The 18,082-nt window shown below is 63.7% G+C and carries 19 protein-coding genes; 8 read left to right on the plus strand and 11 right to left on the minus strand.

The annotated features are described in order from the left end of the window. Positions 1–35: 35 nt before the first annotated feature. Positions 36–923, minus strand: a complete 888-nt coding sequence (locus GWL_RS00100; protein WP_008325275.1) for a LysR substrate-binding domain-containing protein — start codon at positions 921–923, stop codon at positions 36–38. Between the two features lie 283 nt (positions 924–1,206). Between GWL_RS00100 and GWL_RS00105 the strand changes: the two genes are divergently transcribed. Both GWL_RS00105 and GWL_RS00110 read left to right on the plus strand, forming a co-directional pair. Beyond that, positions 1,207–1,956 carry an SDR family NAD(P)-dependent oxidoreductase gene (locus tag GWL_RS00105; protein WP_008325277.1) on the plus strand — a complete coding sequence of 250 codons (750 nt, stop codon included), beginning with the start codon at positions 1,207–1,209 and terminating at the stop codon, positions 1,954–1,956. A gap of 82 nt (positions 1,957–2,038) precedes the next feature. Continuing rightward, the gene (locus tag GWL_RS00110) at positions 2,039–3,076 is read left to right on the plus strand and encodes a TRAP transporter substrate-binding protein (protein ID WP_008325279.1); all 1,038 of its coding nucleotides are present in this window, start codon (positions 2,039–2,041) and stop codon (positions 3,074–3,076) included. 42 nt (positions 3,077–3,118) lie between these two features. Here the strand turns inward: GWL_RS00110 and GWL_RS23570 are convergent, their stop codons facing one another. The 4 genes from GWL_RS23570 to GWL_RS00125 all read right to left on the minus strand — a co-directional run bounded on the left by GWL_RS23570 (position 3,119) and on the right by GWL_RS00125 (position 6,522). Further along, entirely contained in the window at positions 3,119–3,274 is a 156-nt protein-coding gene (locus tag GWL_RS23570; RefSeq protein WP_008325281.1) for a hypothetical protein, read from the minus strand. A 266-nt stretch (positions 3,275–3,540) separates the two neighbouring features. Continuing rightward, positions 3,541–3,750 (minus strand): hypothetical protein, encoded by a 210-nt coding sequence (locus tag GWL_RS00115; protein ID WP_008325282.1) that lies wholly within the window; start codon positions 3,748–3,750, stop codon positions 3,541–3,543. Between the two features lie 185 nt (positions 3,751–3,935). Continuing rightward, on the minus strand, positions 3,936–5,588 hold the full coding sequence (locus tag GWL_RS00120; RefSeq protein WP_034349633.1) for a PAS domain-containing methyl-accepting chemotaxis protein: 1,653 nt from the start codon (positions 5,586–5,588) through the stop codon (positions 3,936–3,938). A 340-nt stretch (positions 5,589–5,928) separates the two neighbouring features. After that, entirely contained in the window at positions 5,929–6,522 is a 594-nt protein-coding gene (locus tag GWL_RS00125; protein ID WP_008325288.1) for a hypothetical protein, read from the minus strand. A 194-nt stretch (positions 6,523–6,716) separates the two neighbouring features. On the opposite strand from GWL_RS00125, the gene GWL_RS00130 reads away from it, so the two are divergent. The 3 genes from GWL_RS00130 (at position 6,717) to GWL_RS00140 (ending at position 9,768) form a co-directional block, all read left to right on the plus strand. Beyond that, positions 6,717–7,160, plus strand: a complete 444-nt coding sequence (locus tag GWL_RS00130; RefSeq protein WP_034349635.1) for a nucleotide pyrophosphohydrolase — start codon at positions 6,717–6,719, stop codon at positions 7,158–7,160. Positions 7,161–7,214: 54 nt separating this feature from the next. Beyond that, on the plus strand, positions 7,215–8,783 hold the full coding sequence (locus tag GWL_RS00135; RefSeq protein WP_008325293.1) for a methyltransferase regulatory domain-containing protein: 1,569 nt from the start codon (positions 7,215–7,217) through the stop codon (positions 8,781–8,783). Between the two features lie 151 nt (positions 8,784–8,934). Beyond that, complete coding sequence (locus GWL_RS00140) at positions 8,935–9,768, plus strand: GGDEF domain-containing protein (protein WP_008325294.1); 834 nt, start codon at positions 8,935–8,937, stop codon at positions 9,766–9,768. Positions 9,769–9,849: 81 nt separating this feature from the next. Here the strand turns inward: GWL_RS00140 and GWL_RS00145 are convergent, their stop codons facing one another. The 4 genes from GWL_RS00145 to GWL_RS00160 all read right to left on the minus strand — a co-directional run bounded on the left by GWL_RS00145 (position 9,850) and on the right by GWL_RS00160 (position 12,873). Beyond that, the gene (locus GWL_RS00145; protein ID WP_008325295.1) at positions 9,850–10,371 is read right to left on the minus strand and encodes a hypothetical protein; all 522 of its coding nucleotides are present in this window, start codon (positions 10,369–10,371) and stop codon (positions 9,850–9,852) included. A gap of 137 nt (positions 10,372–10,508) precedes the next feature. Further along, complete coding sequence (locus GWL_RS00150; protein WP_008325296.1) at positions 10,509–11,273, minus strand: YafY family protein; 765 nt, start codon at positions 11,271–11,273, stop codon at positions 10,509–10,511. 87 nt (positions 11,274–11,360) lie between these two features. Then, complete coding sequence (locus GWL_RS00155) at positions 11,361–11,732, minus strand: VOC family protein (protein WP_008325297.1); 372 nt, start codon at positions 11,730–11,732, stop codon at positions 11,361–11,363. Between the two features lie 127 nt (positions 11,733–11,859). Further along, entirely contained in the window at positions 11,860–12,873 is a 1,014-nt protein-coding gene (locus GWL_RS00160; RefSeq protein WP_008325298.1) for a bile acid:sodium symporter family protein, read from the minus strand. A gap of 126 nt (positions 12,874–12,999) precedes the next feature. Here GWL_RS00160 and GWL_RS00165 point away from each other — a divergent pair, with 126 nt between their 5' ends. Beyond that, the gene (locus tag GWL_RS00165; protein WP_008325300.1) at positions 13,000–13,848 is read left to right on the plus strand and encodes a LysR family transcriptional regulator; all 849 of its coding nucleotides are present in this window, start codon (positions 13,000–13,002) and stop codon (positions 13,846–13,848) included. 21 nt (positions 13,849–13,869) lie between these two features. Here GWL_RS00165 and GWL_RS00170 read toward each other — a convergent pair whose 3' ends face one another. After that, positions 13,870–14,268 carry a hypothetical protein gene (locus GWL_RS00170; protein ID WP_008325302.1) on the minus strand — a complete coding sequence of 133 codons (399 nt, stop codon included), beginning with the start codon at positions 14,266–14,268 and terminating at the stop codon, positions 13,870–13,872. Positions 14,269–14,375: 107 nt separating this feature from the next. Next, a complete protein-coding gene (locus tag GWL_RS00175) occupies positions 14,376–16,013 on the minus strand; it encodes a DUF342 domain-containing protein (RefSeq protein WP_008325304.1) in 1,638 nt (545 codons plus the stop codon). 257 nt (positions 16,014–16,270) lie between these two features. On the opposite strand from GWL_RS00175, the gene GWL_RS00180 reads away from it, so the two are divergent. Together GWL_RS00180 and mntP are read left to right on the plus strand one after the other, a co-directional pair. Next, a complete protein-coding gene (locus tag GWL_RS00180) occupies positions 16,271–17,209 on the plus strand; it encodes a cation diffusion facilitator family transporter (RefSeq protein ID WP_008325306.1) in 939 nt (312 codons plus the stop codon). A 289-nt stretch (positions 17,210–17,498) separates the two neighbouring features. After that, on the plus strand, positions 17,499–18,080 hold the full coding sequence (mntP, locus tag GWL_RS00185) for a manganese efflux pump MntP (RefSeq protein ID WP_008325308.1): 582 nt from the start codon (positions 17,499–17,501) through the stop codon (positions 18,078–18,080). Positions 18,081–18,082: the final 2 nt, after the last annotated feature.

Consider the following 18,082-nt stretch of genomic DNA (forward strand, 5'->3'; position numbering starts at 1 on the left):
CAAGCGATGAAAATTCAGGCTTGGCTGAATTGGCTTCAACTAGACGAAATCGTTCCGCTCTCTTCGCGCAACCACTGCAGGAACAGCACCACCTCAGGCCGCGACTTGTTGCGCGCCGGACAGACCGCGAAGTGTTGCGTGATCTCCAGTGTCATGCCCTCGGCAAACACCGGCTGCAGGCGAGTGCTGGCCAGATGGCCGGCACCGAAGGCGTTGCTCTCGAAGACCACGCCCAATCCCTGTACCGCCGCTTCGATGCTCATCATGGCGCGGTCGAAGCGCAGTGCGATGCGTTCCGGGCGCAGGTCCGGTGCGTAGCGGGCAAACCATTCCGGCCATTGCAGCAGACTGCCGCGCGACTGGATCAGCGGTGCCAGCACCAGGTCTTCCGGTGTCTCGATGCGGTGACGCGCGAGGAAGTCCGGGCTGGCCATCGGAATCACCTGCTCCGAGAGCACCGGTTCGATTTCCAGATCCGGCCAGTGCGGCACGCCACAGCGGATATCCAGGTCCACCTGTCCGATCTCGAAATCGGATATTTCCGGCGAGGCCGACAAGCCGAAGGCAATCTCCGGATGGCGCTGCGTGAAGCGGCCGATGCGCGGCATCAGCCAGAGACTGGCAAAGCTGGGACTGGAGTGGATCTGCAGCGAATTCTCCACACCATGTCGCAGATCGTCGGTGGCCGAATTGATCGCACCGAGCGCACCGGCCACCCGGTTGAGATAGCTCTGCCCTGCCGGCGTGAGTTCCACCCCCTTGGTGGAGCGCTCGAACAGACGCAGCCCCAGCAGCTTTTCCAGTCGCGCGACCTGGTGGCTGATGGCCGAGGGCGTCAGGTGCAGTTCGGCAGCGGCAAGGTTGAAACTCTTCCTGCGCGCGATCGCCTCGAAGGCCATCAGGGAGGTCAATGGAGGAATCATGGTGTCTCGGTTTTTTGCTCTTGTGAAGGATTCTGCTGCGCTACAGCATGCACCGGCGTGGGCGTGCGGCCGATTTTAGCGCATCGATGCGGCAGATGAAGCTTCGTCACATTTCCATGACAAAGCATCACTTGTCGGCGTCGGATGAAAGTTCGAAGATCGCCGCCAGAACAACAGGCAGACACCCATCCACGGGCGCCATGGCAGCGCAAGCCGCCGGTCGGCGAGGTGGCGCAGGTCTTCGCTGTTGCTCGTTCGCATGCCACTTTCAGGAGACCACACCATGCTGCTCAAGAACAAAGTCGCCGTCATCACCGGCGGCGCCGGCCTCAATGGCCTGGGATTTTCCACCGCGCGCCTGATGGCCGCACAAGGCGCACGCGTCGTCATCCTCGATCTGGAACGCGCCGAGCCCTCGACGGCAGCGGCTCGCCTGGGCGAGGGTCATCTGGGCCTGGTGGCCGACGTCACCGACAAGGCGTCCTGCGAGGCGGCGGCGCAGGTCGTGCTGCAGCAGTTCGGTCGCATCGATATCCTGGTCAACAATGCCGGCATCACCCAGCCGGCCAGGTTCCTCGACATCAGCGGCAAGGACTACGACCGTATCCTCGACGTCAGCCTGCGCGGCACGCTCTACATGTCACAGGCCGTATTGCCGGCCATGCGCGCGCAGCAGAGCGGTTCCATCGTGTGCATCTCCTCGGTGTCGGCCCAGCGCGGTGGCGGTATTCTGGGCGGTCCGCACTATTCGGCGGCCAAGGCCGGGGTATTGGGGCTGGCGCGCGCCATGGCGCGCGAGTTCGGACCGGAAGGCATCCGCGTCAATTGCGTCACGCCAGGTCTCATCTCGACCGACATCAACAAGGACATCCTGAGCGCGGAGAAAAAGGCCGAGATCGCCCAGACCATTCCCCTGGGCCGTCTGGGCGGGCCGGAGGATGTGGGCGGCGTATGCGTGTTCCTGGCCAGCGACCTGTCGCAGTACTGCACCGGCATCACGCTGGATGTCAACGGCGGCATGCTGATCCATTGAGTTGTTCTGGCGCCGGCGTAGCGGCCGGCGCGGCTTCATCGATTCCCACCATGAGTTCTAAAAAAACGACAGGAGACAGAAGATGAAAGACGAGATCGCATCCAAGAAATTCCACCGCCGCCAGGTATTGAAGGCGGGCGCCGTGGCCGCTGCATTGCCGCTGTTTTCCATTCTCACGCGGCCAGCCAGTGCGGCCGAGTTTACTTATAAATTCGCCACCGGCCAGGACCCGTCCCACCCGGTCAACAAACGCGCCCAGGAAGCCATCGACCGCATCCGCAACGCCACCAACGGACGCATGGAGATCAAGCTGTTCCCGGCCAACCAGCTGGGGTCGGATACCGACCTGATGTCGCAGATCCGCAATGGCGGCGTGGAGTTCTTCAATCAGGCCAACACGGTGCTCTCCACCCTGGTGCCGGCAGCCGGCATCGTCAATACCGGCTTTGCCTTCCAGGATTACGCCGCCGTCTGGAAAGCCATGGATGGCGCCCTGGGGGCCCATGTGCGCGCACAGATCGAGAAGGTCGGCCTGTTGGCCATGTCCAAGCCCTGGGATAATGGTTTTCGCGAGATCACCACCTCGACCAGGCCGATCAGGAGTGCTGCCGACGTCAAGGGCCTGAAGCTGCGCGTGCCGGCGGCACCGATGCTGACCTCGCTGTTTTCGGCGCTGGGCGCGAGCCCCACACCGATCAACTTCAACGAGGTCTATTCCTCGCTGCAAACCAAGCTGGTGGAAGGGCAGGAAAATCCCCTGGCCATCATCAGCACTGCGCGCCTGTACGAAGTACAGAAATTCTGCACGCTGTCCAATCACGTATGGGATGCCTACTGGATCCTGGGTAATCGTCGCGCCTTTGAAAGGCTGCCCAAGGACATCCAGGAAATCGTGCGCCGTGAACTCGACCAGGCCGCTACCGATGAGCGTGCCGACATCGCCACCTTCTCCGGGATGGCGCGCAATGACCTGGCGGGCAAGGGTTTGCAGATCATCGAGGCCGACAAGGATTCGTTCAAGCAGGCGCTGGCGCAGGCCAACTTCTACAAGGACATGCGTGCCAAGTTCGGCGAGGACGCCTGGAAACTGCTGGAAGGCAGCGTAGGGGCGCTGGGCTGAAATGAAAAAGGCCGGACGATGGTCCGGCCGCTCGTATCGCGCTCAGCGCGGCCCGCCACCGTGGCCGCCATCGCCCCAGCCGCCGCGCGGCCCACCTCCGCCGCCCGGTCCCGGCCCGCAGAACCAGGGGGCGCAGACGCAGCCACCCAGTGTGGTCAGCAGCAGTGCTGCTGCCAGCAGTGTCGTCAATCGTTTCATGGTCAACCTCATGCAAAGAAAAGGAAAGAGATGCAGTGAGGCAGCATTGAACACCGACAGTTTGCTAAGCGCAGTCAGGCAATTGCAACAAAGGATGTCGACACCTTTCGCACAGGCTCAGTCAACACCGTGCACGTGCTCCTTGTCCATGTGCGCAGCTCCCGGTGAAAACGGATGGCCAGCAGAGAGGCTTCGGGCTGGCGGTCAGTCGCAAAGCGGGGATGATTGCATGGCGCCATTGCTGCGCCATGCTGCTGTACTCAGGATCAGGCCGAGGTATCGATGATGTTGCCAATGGCCTTGATGCCCGAACTCACGCTGTCGGCCACCGAGTGGGCGGCCGAGGAAACGGCATCGACCGTGGTGTCGTAGGCGCTCTCGATGTCATCACCGACTTCGGAGGCGACATTCTTGATCGGCTGGATGATGGTGTTGTAGAAGCTGCTGTTGCTGGAGGAGACCGAAGATACGCTCATGTGAAACTCCCTTGTAGTAGGTAGGCAGCCGGCATCCCCCTCTGGTGAGGGAGATGCGGACAGGAGTTCATCATAGGCAAGCGCGCCGCCCCTGCAAAGGTGCGGACGGCCCTGCAACGGGTAAAGAAATGCAATGCCTTGTAAAGCGGTGTTGGCATGTCGTTGCAGCGACATGCCCTGCCCACTTACTGCGCCAGCGCCAGGGTCGATTCCTTCTGGCGTGTCGCGGTGGCGGCTGACGCAGCAGCCGGCGAGCGCGGGCTGCCGTAGCTGATCTTGAATACCGAGACCGCCTGGCTCAGCTTGATGGACTGGTCGCGCAGGTTTTCGGCGGCTGCGGCCGCCTGCTCCACCAGGGCGGCATTCTGCTGCGTGGTTTCATCGATGGCATTGACGGCCTGGTTGAGCTGCTCGATGCCGCCGCTCTGTTCGTTGCTGGCCACCGTGATCTCGGCCATGGTCACCGCCATGTTTTCCACCGCGCCCCCGAGGTCGCCCATGGCTTGCGCGGTTTCGCGCACCAGCTGGTTGCCGCTTTCGACCTTGGCGCGCGAGTCGTCGATGAGACCCTTGATGTCCTTGGCCGCGGCGGCCGAACGTTGCGCCAGGGTCCGTACTTCGGATGCCACCACCGCAAAGCCGCGCCCTTGCTCGCCGGCGCGGGCGGCTTCGACGGCGGCGTTGAGCGCCAGGATGTTGGTCTGGAAGGAGATGCCGTCGATGAGTCCGATGATGTCCACGATCTTGTGCGAAGCGGCGTCGATCTCCTGCATGGTCTTGCCCATGCGTTGCACCGACTGGCTGCCGCGCTGGGCGATGGCCGAGGCCGATTGCGCCTGGCGGTCGGCGTTGGCGGCCGAGTCGGCATTCTGGCGCACGGTGGCGGCGAACTGCTCGACACTGGAGGCCGTCTCCTCCAGCGCCGAGGCCTGCGATTCGGTGCGGCCCGAGAGGTCCATGTTGCCGCTGGCGATCTCGCCGGTGGAGATGGTCATGGATTCGACGTTGCGGCGTACGTCACCGATGATGGCGCGCAGGTTCACGTTGAGCTGTTGCAGGGCTTGCAGCAGCAGTCCCATATCGCCGCGTGCATCGGTATCGATATGCAGATCGAGGTCGCCACCGGCCAGGCCATGGACAGCCTTGATGGCGCGTCGCAAGGGCGCCACGACGCTCGCATGCAGCACCGCCCACGATCCCAGCAGCAGGACGGCGCCAGCCAGCGTGCCCAGCCAGACCGCATACGGGCTGCCCCCGGCTGATTGCAAGGCAGTGCCGGCCACGGCACCACCGAGAATGAACATGAGCGTCAATACGCTCATGAGCCAACCCAGTCGCCTGGCCAGCGACAGATCACGCAGCCCCTGCAGCCAGCCGATCAAGCCGGTGCGCGCCACTGCGCCGCGACGGATGCGCAGGCCGCGCGCCTGGCCGGCGACGAAGCGGCGATAGGCGCTCTCGGCAGCCTGCACCTGTTCCCGCGTGGGGCGCGTACGCACCGACATGTAGCCGACCGCGCGGCCGTTCTCGCGCACCGGGGTGACGTTGGCCTGGACCCAGTAGTAGTCGCCGTTCTTGCAGCGGTTCTTGACCAGTCCGTTCCAGGGCAGTCCTTCCTTGAGGGTGGCCCACATGTCGGCAAAGGCTTCGCGCGGCATCTCGGGATGGCGCACGATGTTCTGCGGTGCCCCGATGAGCTCCTCTTCGTCGAAACCGCTGATGTCCACGAAGTAGGGATTGACGTAGGTGATGTTGCCCTGCAGGTCGGTCTTGGAGACGATGGACTTGCCATCCTCCAACAAGCGTTCATTGGTGGTGATCGGTAGATTTGTGCGCATGCTTGCCCCCATTGCCCTGACCGGTCCTGACGTTGCGGGATCACGGTCCTGCCGCTGTTATAGAAAGCCGTCGCACTTCTTCCCCAAGCGCGACGACCCTGGTGTAAAGGCGTTCTGTGGCCTTTCCGCTTCTCATGCAGGCTGCCAGCCTGTGTCCGGCCTGGTCGGCGCAACGCGGAAACCACGATCATCAGAATCTAAACCCAGGTCCGCGCTTTCAATCCTTTAAACAGGCAGACCTTTCCATGGGTGCATCAGAAACAGGGGCAGCAGAGGCTTTGATGGGTGGAAACTGTTTCCACCCGTCATCGTCATCGTCACCGGCAGGCCGGGGCGCAGATCATTGGCGCGGCTGTACCTGAAACAGCACGCCCTGCGGGACCACTTCTACCGAGAGCAACTGGTCGGCCACCACTTCAGTCATGCGCTGGCCGGGATTGTCCAGGGCGACCGTGGTGAGTCGGGTAATCAGGGGCAGCAGCTTGTCTTGTCCACCGGAGATGAAGCTGCGCGCGGCACTGGTCGCACAGATCAGGAATTCGTCACGGGCGCCGGGGACCTTGTTGGTCATCATCACGCCGACGTTGCGCAGCTCGCCCTTCTTGTTGAGCGTACCGATGAGCGTGGTCTGGGCCGGCCCCACGTGGGTATCGAGCACATATTCGTACTGGCCCGGATGCAGGCGCGCCGCATCGAGCATGTAGAGACGGGCCATGTGCTCGGGCTCTTCCACGTTCATGTCCTTGAGCACGTCGGCCAGGCGCTTGTTGAAGCGATCGGAGAATTGCCTGGGGGTGACGCCCAGCGTGGTCTGCGCCGCTTCATGGGCGGCCAGTTCGTCGTCGATATGACGATCACAGCCTGTGGCCAGGATCACGGTGGCCAGCAGGGCGCAGGACAGAAGACGCAGCGGGGAACGGAGAAGTGTCAGCATGTTCGTCAGAATGTGGCGTGTTTCCTCGAACCCATTTCATCAACAGGCGTGAGATGGATTGAGGCATTGTGCATCATTGCCGCTACCTCCAACCTGTCGCAGATCAAGCGTGCAGGCCGGTTTGTGTGGGTTGGTGATAAAGTACCTGGCCGACAACAAGGCAATACTACAACATCCGATCCGACGCCAAGCCCATGACAGACTCTCCCCCCGGCCCGCTTCCTCCTGCGGGCGCCCCGTCCGATCTGCACGAACTGCGCGAGCTCATCCGCCGTTTTTCCGGCGAGCGTGACTGGCTGCGTTTCCACACGCCCAAGAACCTGGCCATGGCCCTGTCGGTGGAGGTGGCCGAGCTGATGGAACATTTCCAGTGGCTGCCCACCGGCGCCGACCATGAACTGGACGATGCCGCGCGCACGGGCATCCGTCATGAAATGGCCGATGTGCTGGTCTATCTCATCCAGCTGGCCGACCACACCGGGGTGGATCTGCGCAGCGCAGTGCTGGAGAAGATGGAACTGAATCGCCGCAAGTACCCGGTCGAGCTGGCTCGTGGCAATGCGCGCAAATACAGTGCCCTGGCCAGCCCGGCCGATGATGCCGATGAAGGCGCGCCCGATGCCCCGACTCGCACCTGAGGCTGGCCTCTTCCTTGCTTGCCCACTTCCCACGTTCGCTGCCCGGAGCCTGCCTTGACCAACTGGAATGACGGTTACGTCGTCGACATCGCCTATACCTACGGCTACTACCCCGGCATGAATCCGGCACGCCTGCCCTTGGCCTTCGCCTTCCACGGTCTGCAGGCGCCGGCCATCCAGACTGCCTGCGAACTGGGCTTCGGCCAGGGGCTGTCGACCAACTTCCACGCTGCGGCGTCCACCACGCGCTGGTGGGGCAATGATTTCAATCCCTTGCAGGCCGCCTTCGCCCGGGAGCTGGCGGCCGCCAGCGGCAGCGGCGCGCAGCTGGAGGACTCCAGCTTCTCGCACTTCTGTCGTCGCGACGATCTGCCGGATTTCGATTTCATCGCCCTGCACGGTATCTGGAGCTGGGTGTCCGAAGACAACCGCTCCATCATTCTGGATTTCATCGACCGCAAGCTCAAACCGGGCGGGGTGCTCTACCTGAGCTACAACACCCAGCCGGGCTGGTCGGCTTTCATGCCGCTGCGCGACCTGCTGGTGCAGCACACGCAACTGGCCGGCAACGAGGAACGCGGCCTGCCTACCGCGGACCGCATCGAGGCTGCGCTGGCCTTCGCGACGCGTCTGTTCGAGACCGACCCGGTCTACGCCCAGGCCAACCCCTTCATGCGGGACCGGCTCAAGCTGCTGTTGCAGCAGCCGCGCAGTTACCTGGCGCACGAGTACTTCAACCGTGACTGGCATGCCGAAGCGTTTGCCGAGATCCATCGTCGCTTCTCGCCGGCGGGTTTGCAGTTTGCCTGTCCGGCGCACTACATCGACCATCTCGACATGGCCAACCTGACGCCCGCGCAGCGCCAGTGCCTGGCCGGGATCGACGACCCGGTGCTGTACCAGAGCACGCGCGATTTCATGGTCAACCAGACTTTCCGCCGCGATTACTGGGTCCGTGGCGCCCAGGTGCAGGACGAGCGCCAGCGTGTGCAGGCCCTGGCGCTGCAAAGCGTGGTACTGCTGACCGAACCGGACAAGGTGCCGCTGACGATCCAGAACGTGGCCTCCGAGATCACGCTCAACCGCCTGATCTACGAGCCCATCCTGCAGGCGCTCTCGGACTACCGGCCGCACACTCTGGTGGATCTGGCGGCCTCGCTGGCGCATCGCAATCTGAATCTGGCGCAGGTGATCGACTCGGCCCTCATGCTCATCGGTACCGGCCACGCCGCACCGCTGCCTCCCGAGCCCGACGCCGCCACCCAGGCCCAGATCGCGCGCCGCACGGCCGACCTCAATGCCTATCTGCTGCAACGCGCGGCGCTGGTGCTGCCGGACAGCCAGGAGGGCGACATCAGCCACCTGGTCAGCCCGCTGACCGGAGGCGGCGTGAAGGTGGACCGGGTCGAGCAGTTGTTTCTGCTGGCGCGTGAAGTCTGCGGCGATGACGTCGAAGCCTGGCCCGCGCAGGCCTGGCGGCATATCGCCGCGCAGGGCAAGCGGCTGGTACGCGATGGCGTGCGGCTGGAAGCCGAGGATGAGAACCTGGCCGAACTGGCCACCCAGGCGCGACTGTTTGCACGGACCCGGCTCCCCCTGCTGCGGGCCTTGCAGGTGGCCTGATCCGGCGCGCAATGCGCGTTGCATCGCAGCGCACTAGCCTGTAGCATTCCGCGTGGCCGTATTGTCGGCCTGCACGGCCGCATCTGCCGCATCTGCCTTGTCTGCCATCGAGGCGCCGAAGCTCTCTTTAAGGAAAGTCGGTTTCCAGCTTATGTCCCTGTCCCGCAAACTCCAAACACGCCTGACCCTGGCCGGCACCGCTGCCGCGCTGCTGACAGCCATCGTGCTCACCGCCATGGCCCTCAATGGCAGTACCCAGGGCCTGGCCGTCGCCGCCGTGCTGCTGGTGCTCGTATCGGCGCTGCTGTCCTGGGGGCTGGCGCGGCAGTTGCTGCAACCGTTGTCCGAGCTGGAAGCTGGCATGCAGCAGCTGCAGGATGAGCACAAGCAACTGGTGGAGCAACGTGACGATGCCCGCACCCACCTGGAAGAAATGGAAAAGACTCTGGCCCGCGTGGGTCTGGAGGATGCGCTCACGGGCCTGGCCAACCGACGCCAGTTCGAGCGCGGACTGCTGGAAGAATTCAACCGTGCGGCCCGTACCAGTCTGTCGCTGGCCATCATCATGATCGACATCGATCTCTTCGACGAGTACAACGCCAGCTATGGCCGCATGGCCGGTGACAAGGTACTGCGCCGCGTCGGCAGCGCCATCCGTGATACCAACGTACGCCCGGAGGACCTGCTGGCGCGCTTCGGTACCCAGGAGATCGCCGTGCTGCTGCCGGGCTCGCGCCTGGAAGGCGCGCTGATCGTGGCCGAGCGCATCCGCACGTCGATCGAGCAACTCAACATCGAGCACAGCGCCAGTCCTACCGGCCGCGTGACCATCAGCATCGGCATCGCTGCCGTGGCACCGCAGCGCCAGGTGGACGAACCCGATACCGTGCTGCGCGAATCGGAACAGGCGCTGGCGCTGGCCAAGGCGTCGGGCCGCGACTGCATTCGTACCAGCGAAGATCTCGTGAAGGCGTCGATAGCGTAGCTACCCCCAGGACCCAATGACAATGCCGCGCGATGGTCGCCCACCGCGCGGCATTTTTCATGGGGCTGGCCCAGCTCGGAGTCAGGGTTGCTCGGGCCCTGGGACCAGGAATTTGGATTTGGCGCAATACATCTTGGCGTTGGTGTCGTTGTAGACGATCTTGCTGCCGGCCTGCGACTGTCGCACCGGATAGGCCGAGTCATCCTCGGGCGTGAAGCGGATGCCCAGCGCCGCCTTGATGGCATCGCTCAGCTTGACCGGCGTGGTCTTGAAGTAGGCGCCGATGAAATCAGCCTGGCTGTTGCTGTCATTGACCAGGAAATCGGTGGGCTGCATGCCCCACAGCGAGACATTGGAGGCCTTGAACCAGTAGGCACCGCCCTCGGTCTTGTAGGGCGGGCCGAAGGCGGCGACCAGGTAATCGAAGAAATACTTGCTGTTGAGCTGGTTCAGGCACAGCAGGGCATTGCCGACTTCGATGCCGAAGCTGGGCTGCGGCGCGGCCTGAGCCGCCGGTGCTGCAGCCATGGCACCGGCCAGCGTGAGCACCAGCGCAGACACGCGCGGACGCAGGCAGGTGCACAGGCGAGATACGATCTTCAAGCGAACTCCCGGAAATTGCCGTCTTGGCATGTTGTCGGTACGGCGCGCAGGGCGGGCCGGGGAGTCGATTGTAGGGGGCTTTCGTGATTTTTTCCAAGCGGCACCGTATTTTTGCGGTGTCAAGGCGGCAGGTGGAGTCAGGCGGGTGGGGTGGACGGTGTGTCCGTACCTGTCGAGGTCGCAGAGGAGGCGCGCGCCTGGCGCCGCATGGCGCGCACGAAGTCTGGCAGGCGGCGACCATTGCGGTCCGGATAGTGGCCGTGTTCGCTCATCTGTTGCACCCGGTCCAGGCGGAAGGAGCGGAAGTCCTCGCGCCGCTCGCACCAGGCCGCCAGCAGCCAGGTTCCGCCAAAGAAGGCCAGCGCCAGTGGCCATACCACGCGTTGACTGCTGCGCTGCTGGGCATCGGTGTAATGCAGCAGCAGCTTGTGGCGGCTGTTGATGGCCTGGCGGATGGCTTCCAGCCGCTCACCCTGGCTGCCATCGTCCTGCATGGCCGGAGCAAAGAGCGGCGTGGCCTCGACGAAATCGCGCTTTTCCCTGGGCAGGGCCAGCACCACCTTGGCCAGCGCCGATGCGGCCGCAGCCCCCAGTTGCGGGCCGCCCCAGGCCTGCACCATGCGCATGCCGATCACCAGTGCATCGATTTCATCGCTGTTGAACATCAGCGGCGGCAGGTCATAGCCCGGCTTGATGCGATAGCCGACCCCGGCTTCGCCATCCACCGGCACGCCTGACAGCGACAGGTCGCGGATGTCGCGATAGACCGTGCGTTCCGACACCGACAGCCACTGCGCCAGCTGACGCGCCGTGGTGAGACGGCGTCCGCGCAGGTATTGGGTGATCTGGAACAGGCGATCGGCTCGACGCATGACTGGCAGAGAAAAAAAGATGCGCGCCATTCTGGCACGCATGCTCCTGGCCCGCCACGAACTTCGATGCTGCTGTGCAAGATGCGGGCGTGAGATTCAGCGGGCGCGCCACAGCATTCAGTGCATGGCGTGCAGGGCCAGGCGATTGCCTTCGCTGTCGATGAACTGGGCGATATAGCCGATATCGTTGGGCAGTTGGAAACGCTGCATGGTGACTTCGCCACCGGCGGCCTCGACGCGATCCAGGACGGCCTGGATGGAAGGGCCTGCATCGAGATAGATCAGCGTGCCCTGACGGGTCGGCTCCAGCCAGCCGGGCGCGGTCAGGCAGCCGACGGACTGGCCATCGTCACGCACGAAGATGGCCATCGGTCCTTCTTCCGACAGTTGTTCCTGGCGCAGCGTGGTGGCAAAGACGGCTTCGTAGAAACGGGTGGCGCGCTGCAGGTCCTTGGTGGCGATCTCGAACCAGTTGACTTGGGTTTGCATGATGTTCTTCCTTTTCTTGTGAGGGGAGCGTTGTGCATGCCGATTGGCATGGAGCGCATCATGCGTGAGGGCTACTGACACCGTTCTGTCAGTAGCCCTCGCGCCCTGAGGAAGAAACCTTCACGCATCAGCGCGTCGCCGTGGCCGGGACGCCCTCCGGCTGCGCGGTCTGACCGATTTGTTCACTATCGTGCCGGGCCGCATAGCGCCGCGCCAGCACTGCGCACAGCATTAGCTGCATCTGGTGGAACAGCATGATCGGCAGCAGCACCACGGCCGCACCGCTGCCGGCAAACAGCACCGAAGCGATGGGAATACCCGAGGCCAGCGACTTCTTGGAGCCGCAGAAGACCAGCACGATTTCATCACCACGCGGCATCTTCAGGGCGCGGGCGCCATAGGTGGTTGCCAGCAGCACGGTCCCCAGCAGCACGGCATTGACCAGCACCAGCAAGGCCAGCTGCGCGGGCGGAAACAGGTGCCACACGCCCTGCGCCACGGCCACGCTGAAGGCGGCATAGACCGACAGCAGAATGCCGCCGCGATCAACCACGTTGACGATGACCTTGTGGCGATTGATCCAGGCGCCGATCCAGGGCCGCATCAGGTTGCCCAGCACGAAGGGCAGCAGCAGCTGCAGCAGGATGCTCAGCACCTGCGTCATGCCATTGGCCTGGTGGTGACGATGCAGCAGCAGCGTCACCAGCAACGGCGTGATGACGATGCCCAGCAGGTTGGAGGCGGTGGCGCCGCAGATCGCCGCCGGCACGTTGCCGCGAGCGATCGAGGTAAAACCGATGGAAGATTGCACCGTGGAGGAGAGCGTACAGACAAACAGCACACCCATCCACAACTGCGGCGTCAGCAGGTCGGGCACGGCGCTCCTGAGGGCCAGGCCCAGCAGGGGAAACAGCAGGAAGGTGGAGGCCAGCGTGAGCAGATGCAGGCGTGGCTGCTTCAGCCCCGACAGCGCCGCCTCCCGCGAGAGCTTGGCGCCGTGCAGGAAGAACAGCAGCGAGATGGCCGCATTGCTGGCGATGTGCATGAAATGCTCGAAGCCGCCGGCGGCCGGGAACAAGGTGGCCAGCAGCACGGTGCCGATGAGCAACTGGGTGAAGCGGTCAGGGAGGAAGCGGTTCATGGCGCGCTCGCGAAGAAAATGGAAGGAAATTGCCCGGGTTTGCCCTCATCATAGGAAAGTGCACGGCTATCGGGAACCCCTCTGATCACGTTGACTGTCATCGGAAAATCCGATGATAATGGCCGCATGCTCAATCCCCTCTGGCTCCAGACCTTTGCCACGGCTGCCACGGCTTCCAGCTTCACCGAGGCCGGGCGCCAGCTTGGCCTGACGCAATCCACCGTGAGCGACCATATCCGTCGCCTGGAAGAAAGTCTGGGGCGACGCCTGTTCGTGCGCGACACGCATTCCTTGGCGCTGACCGCCGATGGCGAGAGCCTGCTGGTGCATGCGCGCCTGATCCTGCAGGCCCATGCGCGGGCCGAAGCGCAGTTCAGTGCCCCGCGCCTGCGCGGCCGGGTCCGCTTCGGCACCTCCGACGACCTTGCCATGGGCCCGCTGCCGGACATGCTGGCGGCCTTTCGCAGCCAGCATCCGGAAGTCGAACTGGAAATCACCATCGGCCTCACCAGCGATCTGTATGCCGCGCTGGAGCAAGGCAAGCTGGACCTGCTGGTCGGCAAGCGCCGCGCGGGGGAATCACGCGGCCACAGCATGTTTTCCACCCCCATGCAGTGGCTTACGCGCCCCGATACGCTGGTCGATCTGAGCGAACCCCTGCCGCTGATCCTGCTGCCCGAGCCCAGCATCACCCGCGCGGCCACCTTGCAGGCACTGGGCAAGTCGGGTCATCACTGGCGCATCGTCTGCACCAGTGGCAGTCATGCCGGCTGCATGGCGGCTGCGCGCGGCGGGCTGGGTCTGGCAGCCCTGCCGCAGCACCTGGGCTCACGCGACCTGGTGGAACCCTTGAATCACGCGGCCCTGCCGCGCCTGCCGGATGTGGAATATGTGGCCCTGACCGCGCGGCGCCTGTCGCGCCCGGCCGATACGCTCTACCAGATCCTCATGGCCAGCCGCCTGAGTCGTGGCTGAACAGCTTGTCCGGGGCGGGTTTCAGGTCGTCTCGACAATCAGGGCGGGGTCCGCCAGTGAACGGATGCGCCGGTCCACGAAGTAGCCACCGGCTTCCACGTAGCGCAGATAATGGCGCCCGCATTGCGTGCAGCGGGCGACGTTGCAGCGGTTGCAGGGATACCAGGCCGGTGCGATGGGCGCCTCCGGCGAGGCATAGCGCGTGCCGTGCGGATGGTATTCGGTGAAAGTCGGTTCGTCGTAGGGGTCGGTGATGAGCGTGGCCACGTCCACCAGCTGGGTTTCCGGCAAGGACAGCGGCAGGCTGATCCAGCCGCGGCTGTCGGCTGTGCGGCAATTGCAGGGCGTGGTGATGGCCGCACTCTCGGTAGCCAGGGCGCGCAATTGCGCCAGGTCTGGATGGGGAAGCAGGTCTTGCATGGGAGCAATGGATCAGTGGTAAAGCCTGATGTCCTGTGGATAAACGCAGTGCCAATGCGAGAAACGATTTATCCACAGGCTGGCGCAAACAAGAAAACCGGGCAAACCTACTTTTTCGGGTTGTAGCGGATATCGCCTTCAAACAGCTGTGCCGTACCGCCTCCCAGGTCGGATTGCACCGGCCACACCTCATGTCCGATGCGCAACTCGGTTCCTTCGTAGACTGCCTTGGCCACGATGATGCGAGCGTCTTCCGCGGCCACCATGCCTTCCTTCATCTGGCTCACTTCTTCCAGCAGCACCTTGACCTCGTAGGCCAGCGCCTTGCGCTTGTCGCTGGTCTCATGGAGGATTTCCGGCGTGGCCTTCTCGGGGTTGAGCTTGTAGTAGCTCTGTTGCTTGATGGTACGGTCCAGCTCGGCCACCTTGCGCGTGTATTCCTGTTCCTTGATGGCGATCTTCTCTTCCAGATACGGATCAAGACCGACCTGGATGCGCGTATGCGTGGTGGTCGAGGCGCCGATCACGTTGGCACGAATGACGTTGGTGGCTTCCACGCGCCCGCCGATGATGTGGCCGGTGCGCGGATTGCCCTTGCCCACCGTGATCTCGTTGCCGGCCAGCAGTTCGCAATGGCGGGCATTGCCCAGCACCAGAATGTCTTCGGCGGCTTCGATGTGGGCGCTCTCGGCGAACATCACCTGCACCGATTTTTGTGAACTGATGCGCGAGGCAATGGCGGTGGTCCCGGCCTGCGCGGTCACGCCTTCGCTGTGGCCGATCACGCCGCCCTTGACGGTGACGCTGCCGCCGGCCACGATCTCGGCCGCTTCCACGGTACCGTTGATCACCACGTCGCCACCTACGTGCATCTTCATGCCCGTGAGCACGTCGCCCGAGACCTTGACCGTGCCTTCAAAGCTCAGGTTGCCGGTGGAGAGGTCGACGTTTTCCACATCCAGCACCGGATTGACCTTCACGCCATTCTTGATGACCGTGGGCTGGCCCGGCACGATGGCCACCAGCAGATTGGGGTCGTCCTCGCTGGGCTCGGCACCGATACATTCCTTGGAGAAGGGGGCGTCGGCAATCGGCCGCGCCGGTACCTTGCCGCCGCGGATGTCGATGCCGTCCTGGCCCGGTACGGGCGGAATGCGGCGCATCAGCGCATCGCCCACCTTGACCAGCAGGATATGGCCCATGTCGGCGTAGGAGACCACGGCATCTTCGTCAATGTCGGCCAGCTCCTCTTCCTTTTCTTCCAGCAGGCTCTCGAAACGAGCCGGCTCGGCCGGCGTGGGCATGAGACCCTGGGCCACTACCAGCTTGTTGCAGAAACCGGCCGACAGCGCGCCGCGCAATTGCTCGTGCAGGATGCCGTAGGTGATCCCGGCCGCGCGGATGGCGTTGACCACTTCCACGCTCTTGGCGCGGCCACCATAGGGCGGCACCAGGGTCAGCGAGGCCGTCATCAGGTCATCGGCCACCTCCAGCGAGAACTCGCCATCGCGCCGTTCGGCGATGACCTGCGTGACCGCCTCCTTGGCATCTTCTGCCTTGCGCACGAAGGCGTTGAGGATCGAATCCTGGAAAAACAGCTTGGTCAGACCATGATCGGTCATGGACTGTTTCAGGAAGGCCAGCGTGAGCGGCGGGAAGCCCGGCGTGGGCTGCCACGTTGCGCTCAGTTCGCCGCTGGCCCGGTCGAACGCAAACGACAGCGGTTGCGGAGTTGCTTGGTTCATGCTGTTCCTCGATGTGATGCTGCACCGGGTCTGCTGCGGATCCCCTGCGGGTGATGGCGGCCGCGATATCGTCTTGTGCAATGGAGGCGTGCGCCCTCAAGGCGCCATCCATACGTGCCGGGTCGGCATCCTGCCGGCGGCAGTCCCCCTGACGCAATACAGTTGACATTGTAATGTGGCAAGATGATCCAGTAATTTGTTCGATAGCACAAGTTTTGCCAATTTTGGCTCTAGATTAGGCTCTTATCGTTGGTTTTATGTTAAGTACCCAAATAGAAGACTTCAAGGGGGAAGATCCTCGCGACGACGCCTTGAGTGCGGCACGTTATCGTGCCGGGCGTGCCAGTACGCTGGTGAGCATCGTGGTCAACATCGCGCTGGTGATGCTGCAGGTCACGGCGGGCGTGTTTTCCGGTTCGCAGGCGCTCATTGCGGACGGCATCCATTCGCTGTCCGATCTCATTTCCGACTTCGTGGTGCTGCTGGCCGGGCACCACAGCCGCAAGCAGGCCGACGACGATCATCAATATGGTCACCAGCGTTACGAAACGGCGGCCTCGCTGGCACTCGGTGCGCTGCTGCTGGCCGTGGGTCTGGGCATGCTGGTATCGGCGGCGCAGAAGATCCAGCATTACGGCCACACCCCGCCGGTACATGTGGCGGCCTTGTGGGTGGCACTGGCGGCCTTGCTGGCCAAGGAACTGCTGTTTCGCTACATGCTGCGCATCGCCGAGCGCGTGCGTTCGAGCATGCTGGTGGCCAATGCCTGGCATGCGCGTTCGGATGCGGCCTCGTCGCTGGTGGTGGCCTTGGGCATCGTCGGCAGCCTGGCCGGTTTCACCTTGCTTGATCCGGTGGCGGCGGCGGTCGTGGGTTTGATGGTGGTGCGCACCGGCTGGGGATTTTTCTGGAGCGCGCTGCATGACCTGATGGACCGTGCCGTCTCGGCCGAGGAAGCCGAGGCCATCCGCGCCACCATCCTCGCCACGCCCGGCGTGCAGGGGCTGCATGATCTGCGTACGCGTCGCATGGGTGATCTGACACTGGTGGACGTGCATCTGGAAATCGATGGCGCCCTCACCGTCACCGAGGGCCATGCCATTGCCATCGATGCGCGCCGGCGGGTGCTGGCGGCGCATCATGTGCTGGATGTGATGACGCATGTGGATCCGGTGGAGCAGGGGGCAGCGCACTGATCGTCACAATGACTGCGTGGCAATACACTGTGTAGCGTGGAGCACTACATTGTGACGAACTCTGCACGACGACTTGTCGGGCACGGCCGTCTTCGTTTAGAATCCGGGCTTCTCTTTGGGGAGTAGCCAGCTTCCGGGTCATCCGGAAGAGCCCGTGTCAACATTCTCGGCAGCATCGATGCCGTGGCGCGGGTAGCCATCCAGGTAGGCGAGACCATAGACGTATCCTGCGGCCAGGCTGGGCGCGCAGGCACGTCCATGGACTTCGCCCGGCCAAGGAACCCCGTTAATGAATTTCCCCGCTCTCGTTCTTCTCGCGCTCGCGATGTCCACTGACGCCTTTGCGGCAGCCATCGGCAAGGGTGCCGCCATGCAGAAGCCACGCTTGCTGCAGGCGCTGCGTATCGGTCTGCTGTTCGGCGTGATCGAAGCCATCACTCCCCTCATCGGCTGGTTTGCCGGTTCCGTGGCCACCAAGTGGGTTGCCGAATGGGACCACTGGATCGCCTTCGTACTGCTGCTGGTGCTGGGCGCGCGCATGATCCGCGAAGGTCTGAGCGAGGATGATGAGCAAGACGAGGCCGATGTCACCCCGCAGAAGCAATCCGTGGTCATGCTGGCGCTCACCGCTGTGGCGACCAGCATCGACGCCATGGCCGTGGGCGTGGGCCTGGCCTTCATCGACGTCAACATCCTGGAAGCCTCATTGCTGATCGGCCTGGCCACCACCACCATGGTCACCATCGGCGTGATGGTCGGCCGCGTGCTGGGCCATCTGATCGGCAAGCGTGCCGAGATTGTCGGGGGTGTGGTTCTCATCGGCGTGGGCGCAGCGATTCTCTACGAGCACATGAGCCGCGCGGGCGCCTGAGT

The sequence above is a fragment of the Herbaspirillum sp. GW103 genome (assembly GCF_000261365.1).
Lineage (GTDB): Bacteria > Pseudomonadota > Gammaproteobacteria > Burkholderiales > Burkholderiaceae_D > Herbaspirillum.

Coding starts and splice junctions, on each gene's coding strand:
- GWL_RS00100 (WP_008325275.1), bottom strand. CDS start 923: ATGATTCCTCCATTGACCTCCCTGATGGCCTTCGAGGCGATCGCGCGC.
- GWL_RS00105 (WP_008325277.1), top strand. CDS start 1,207: ATGCTGCTCAAGAACAAAGTCGCCGTCATCACCGGCGGCGCCGGCCTC.
- GWL_RS00110 (WP_008325279.1), top strand. CDS start 2,039: ATGAAAGACGAGATCGCATCCAAGAAATTCCACCGCCGCCAGGTATTG.
- GWL_RS23570 (WP_008325281.1), bottom strand. CDS start 3,274: ATGAAACGATTGACGACACTGCTGGCAGCAGCACTGCTGCTGACCACA.
- GWL_RS00115 (WP_008325282.1), bottom strand. CDS start 3,750: ATGAGCGTATCTTCGGTCTCCTCCAGCAACAGCAGCTTCTACAACACC.
- GWL_RS00120 (WP_034349633.1), bottom strand. CDS start 5,588: ATGCGCACAAATCTACCGATCACCACCAATGAACGCTTGTTGGAGGAT.
- GWL_RS00125 (WP_008325288.1), bottom strand. CDS start 6,522: ATGCTGACACTTCTCCGTTCCCCGCTGCGTCTTCTGTCCTGCGCCCTG.
- GWL_RS00130 (WP_034349635.1), top strand. CDS start 6,717: ATGACAGACTCTCCCCCCGGCCCGCTTCCTCCTGCGGGCGCCCCGTCC.
- GWL_RS00140 (WP_008325294.1), top strand. CDS start 8,935: ATGTCCCTGTCCCGCAAACTCCAAACACGCCTGACCCTGGCCGGCACC.
- GWL_RS00150 (WP_008325296.1), bottom strand. CDS start 11,273: ATGGCGCGCATCTTTTTTTCTCTGCCAGTCATGCGTCGAGCCGATCGC.
- GWL_RS00155 (WP_008325297.1), bottom strand. CDS start 11,732: ATGCAAACCCAAGTCAACTGGTTCGAGATCGCCACCAAGGACCTGCAG.
- GWL_RS00160 (WP_008325298.1), bottom strand. CDS start 12,873: ATGAACCGCTTCCTCCCTGACCGCTTCACCCAGTTGCTCATCGGCACC.
- GWL_RS00165 (WP_008325300.1), top strand. CDS start 13,000: ATGCTCAATCCCCTCTGGCTCCAGACCTTTGCCACGGCTGCCACGGCT.
- GWL_RS00170 (WP_008325302.1), bottom strand. CDS start 14,268: ATGCAAGACCTGCTTCCCCATCCAGACCTGGCGCAATTGCGCGCCCTG.
- GWL_RS00175 (WP_008325304.1), bottom strand. CDS start 16,013: ATGAACCAAGCAACTCCGCAACCGCTGTCGTTTGCGTTCGACCGGGCC.
- GWL_RS00180 (WP_008325306.1), top strand. CDS start 16,271: ATGTTAAGTACCCAAATAGAAGACTTCAAGGGGGAAGATCCTCGCGAC.
- mntP (WP_008325308.1), top strand. CDS start 17,499: ATGAATTTCCCCGCTCTCGTTCTTCTCGCGCTCGCGATGTCCACTGAC.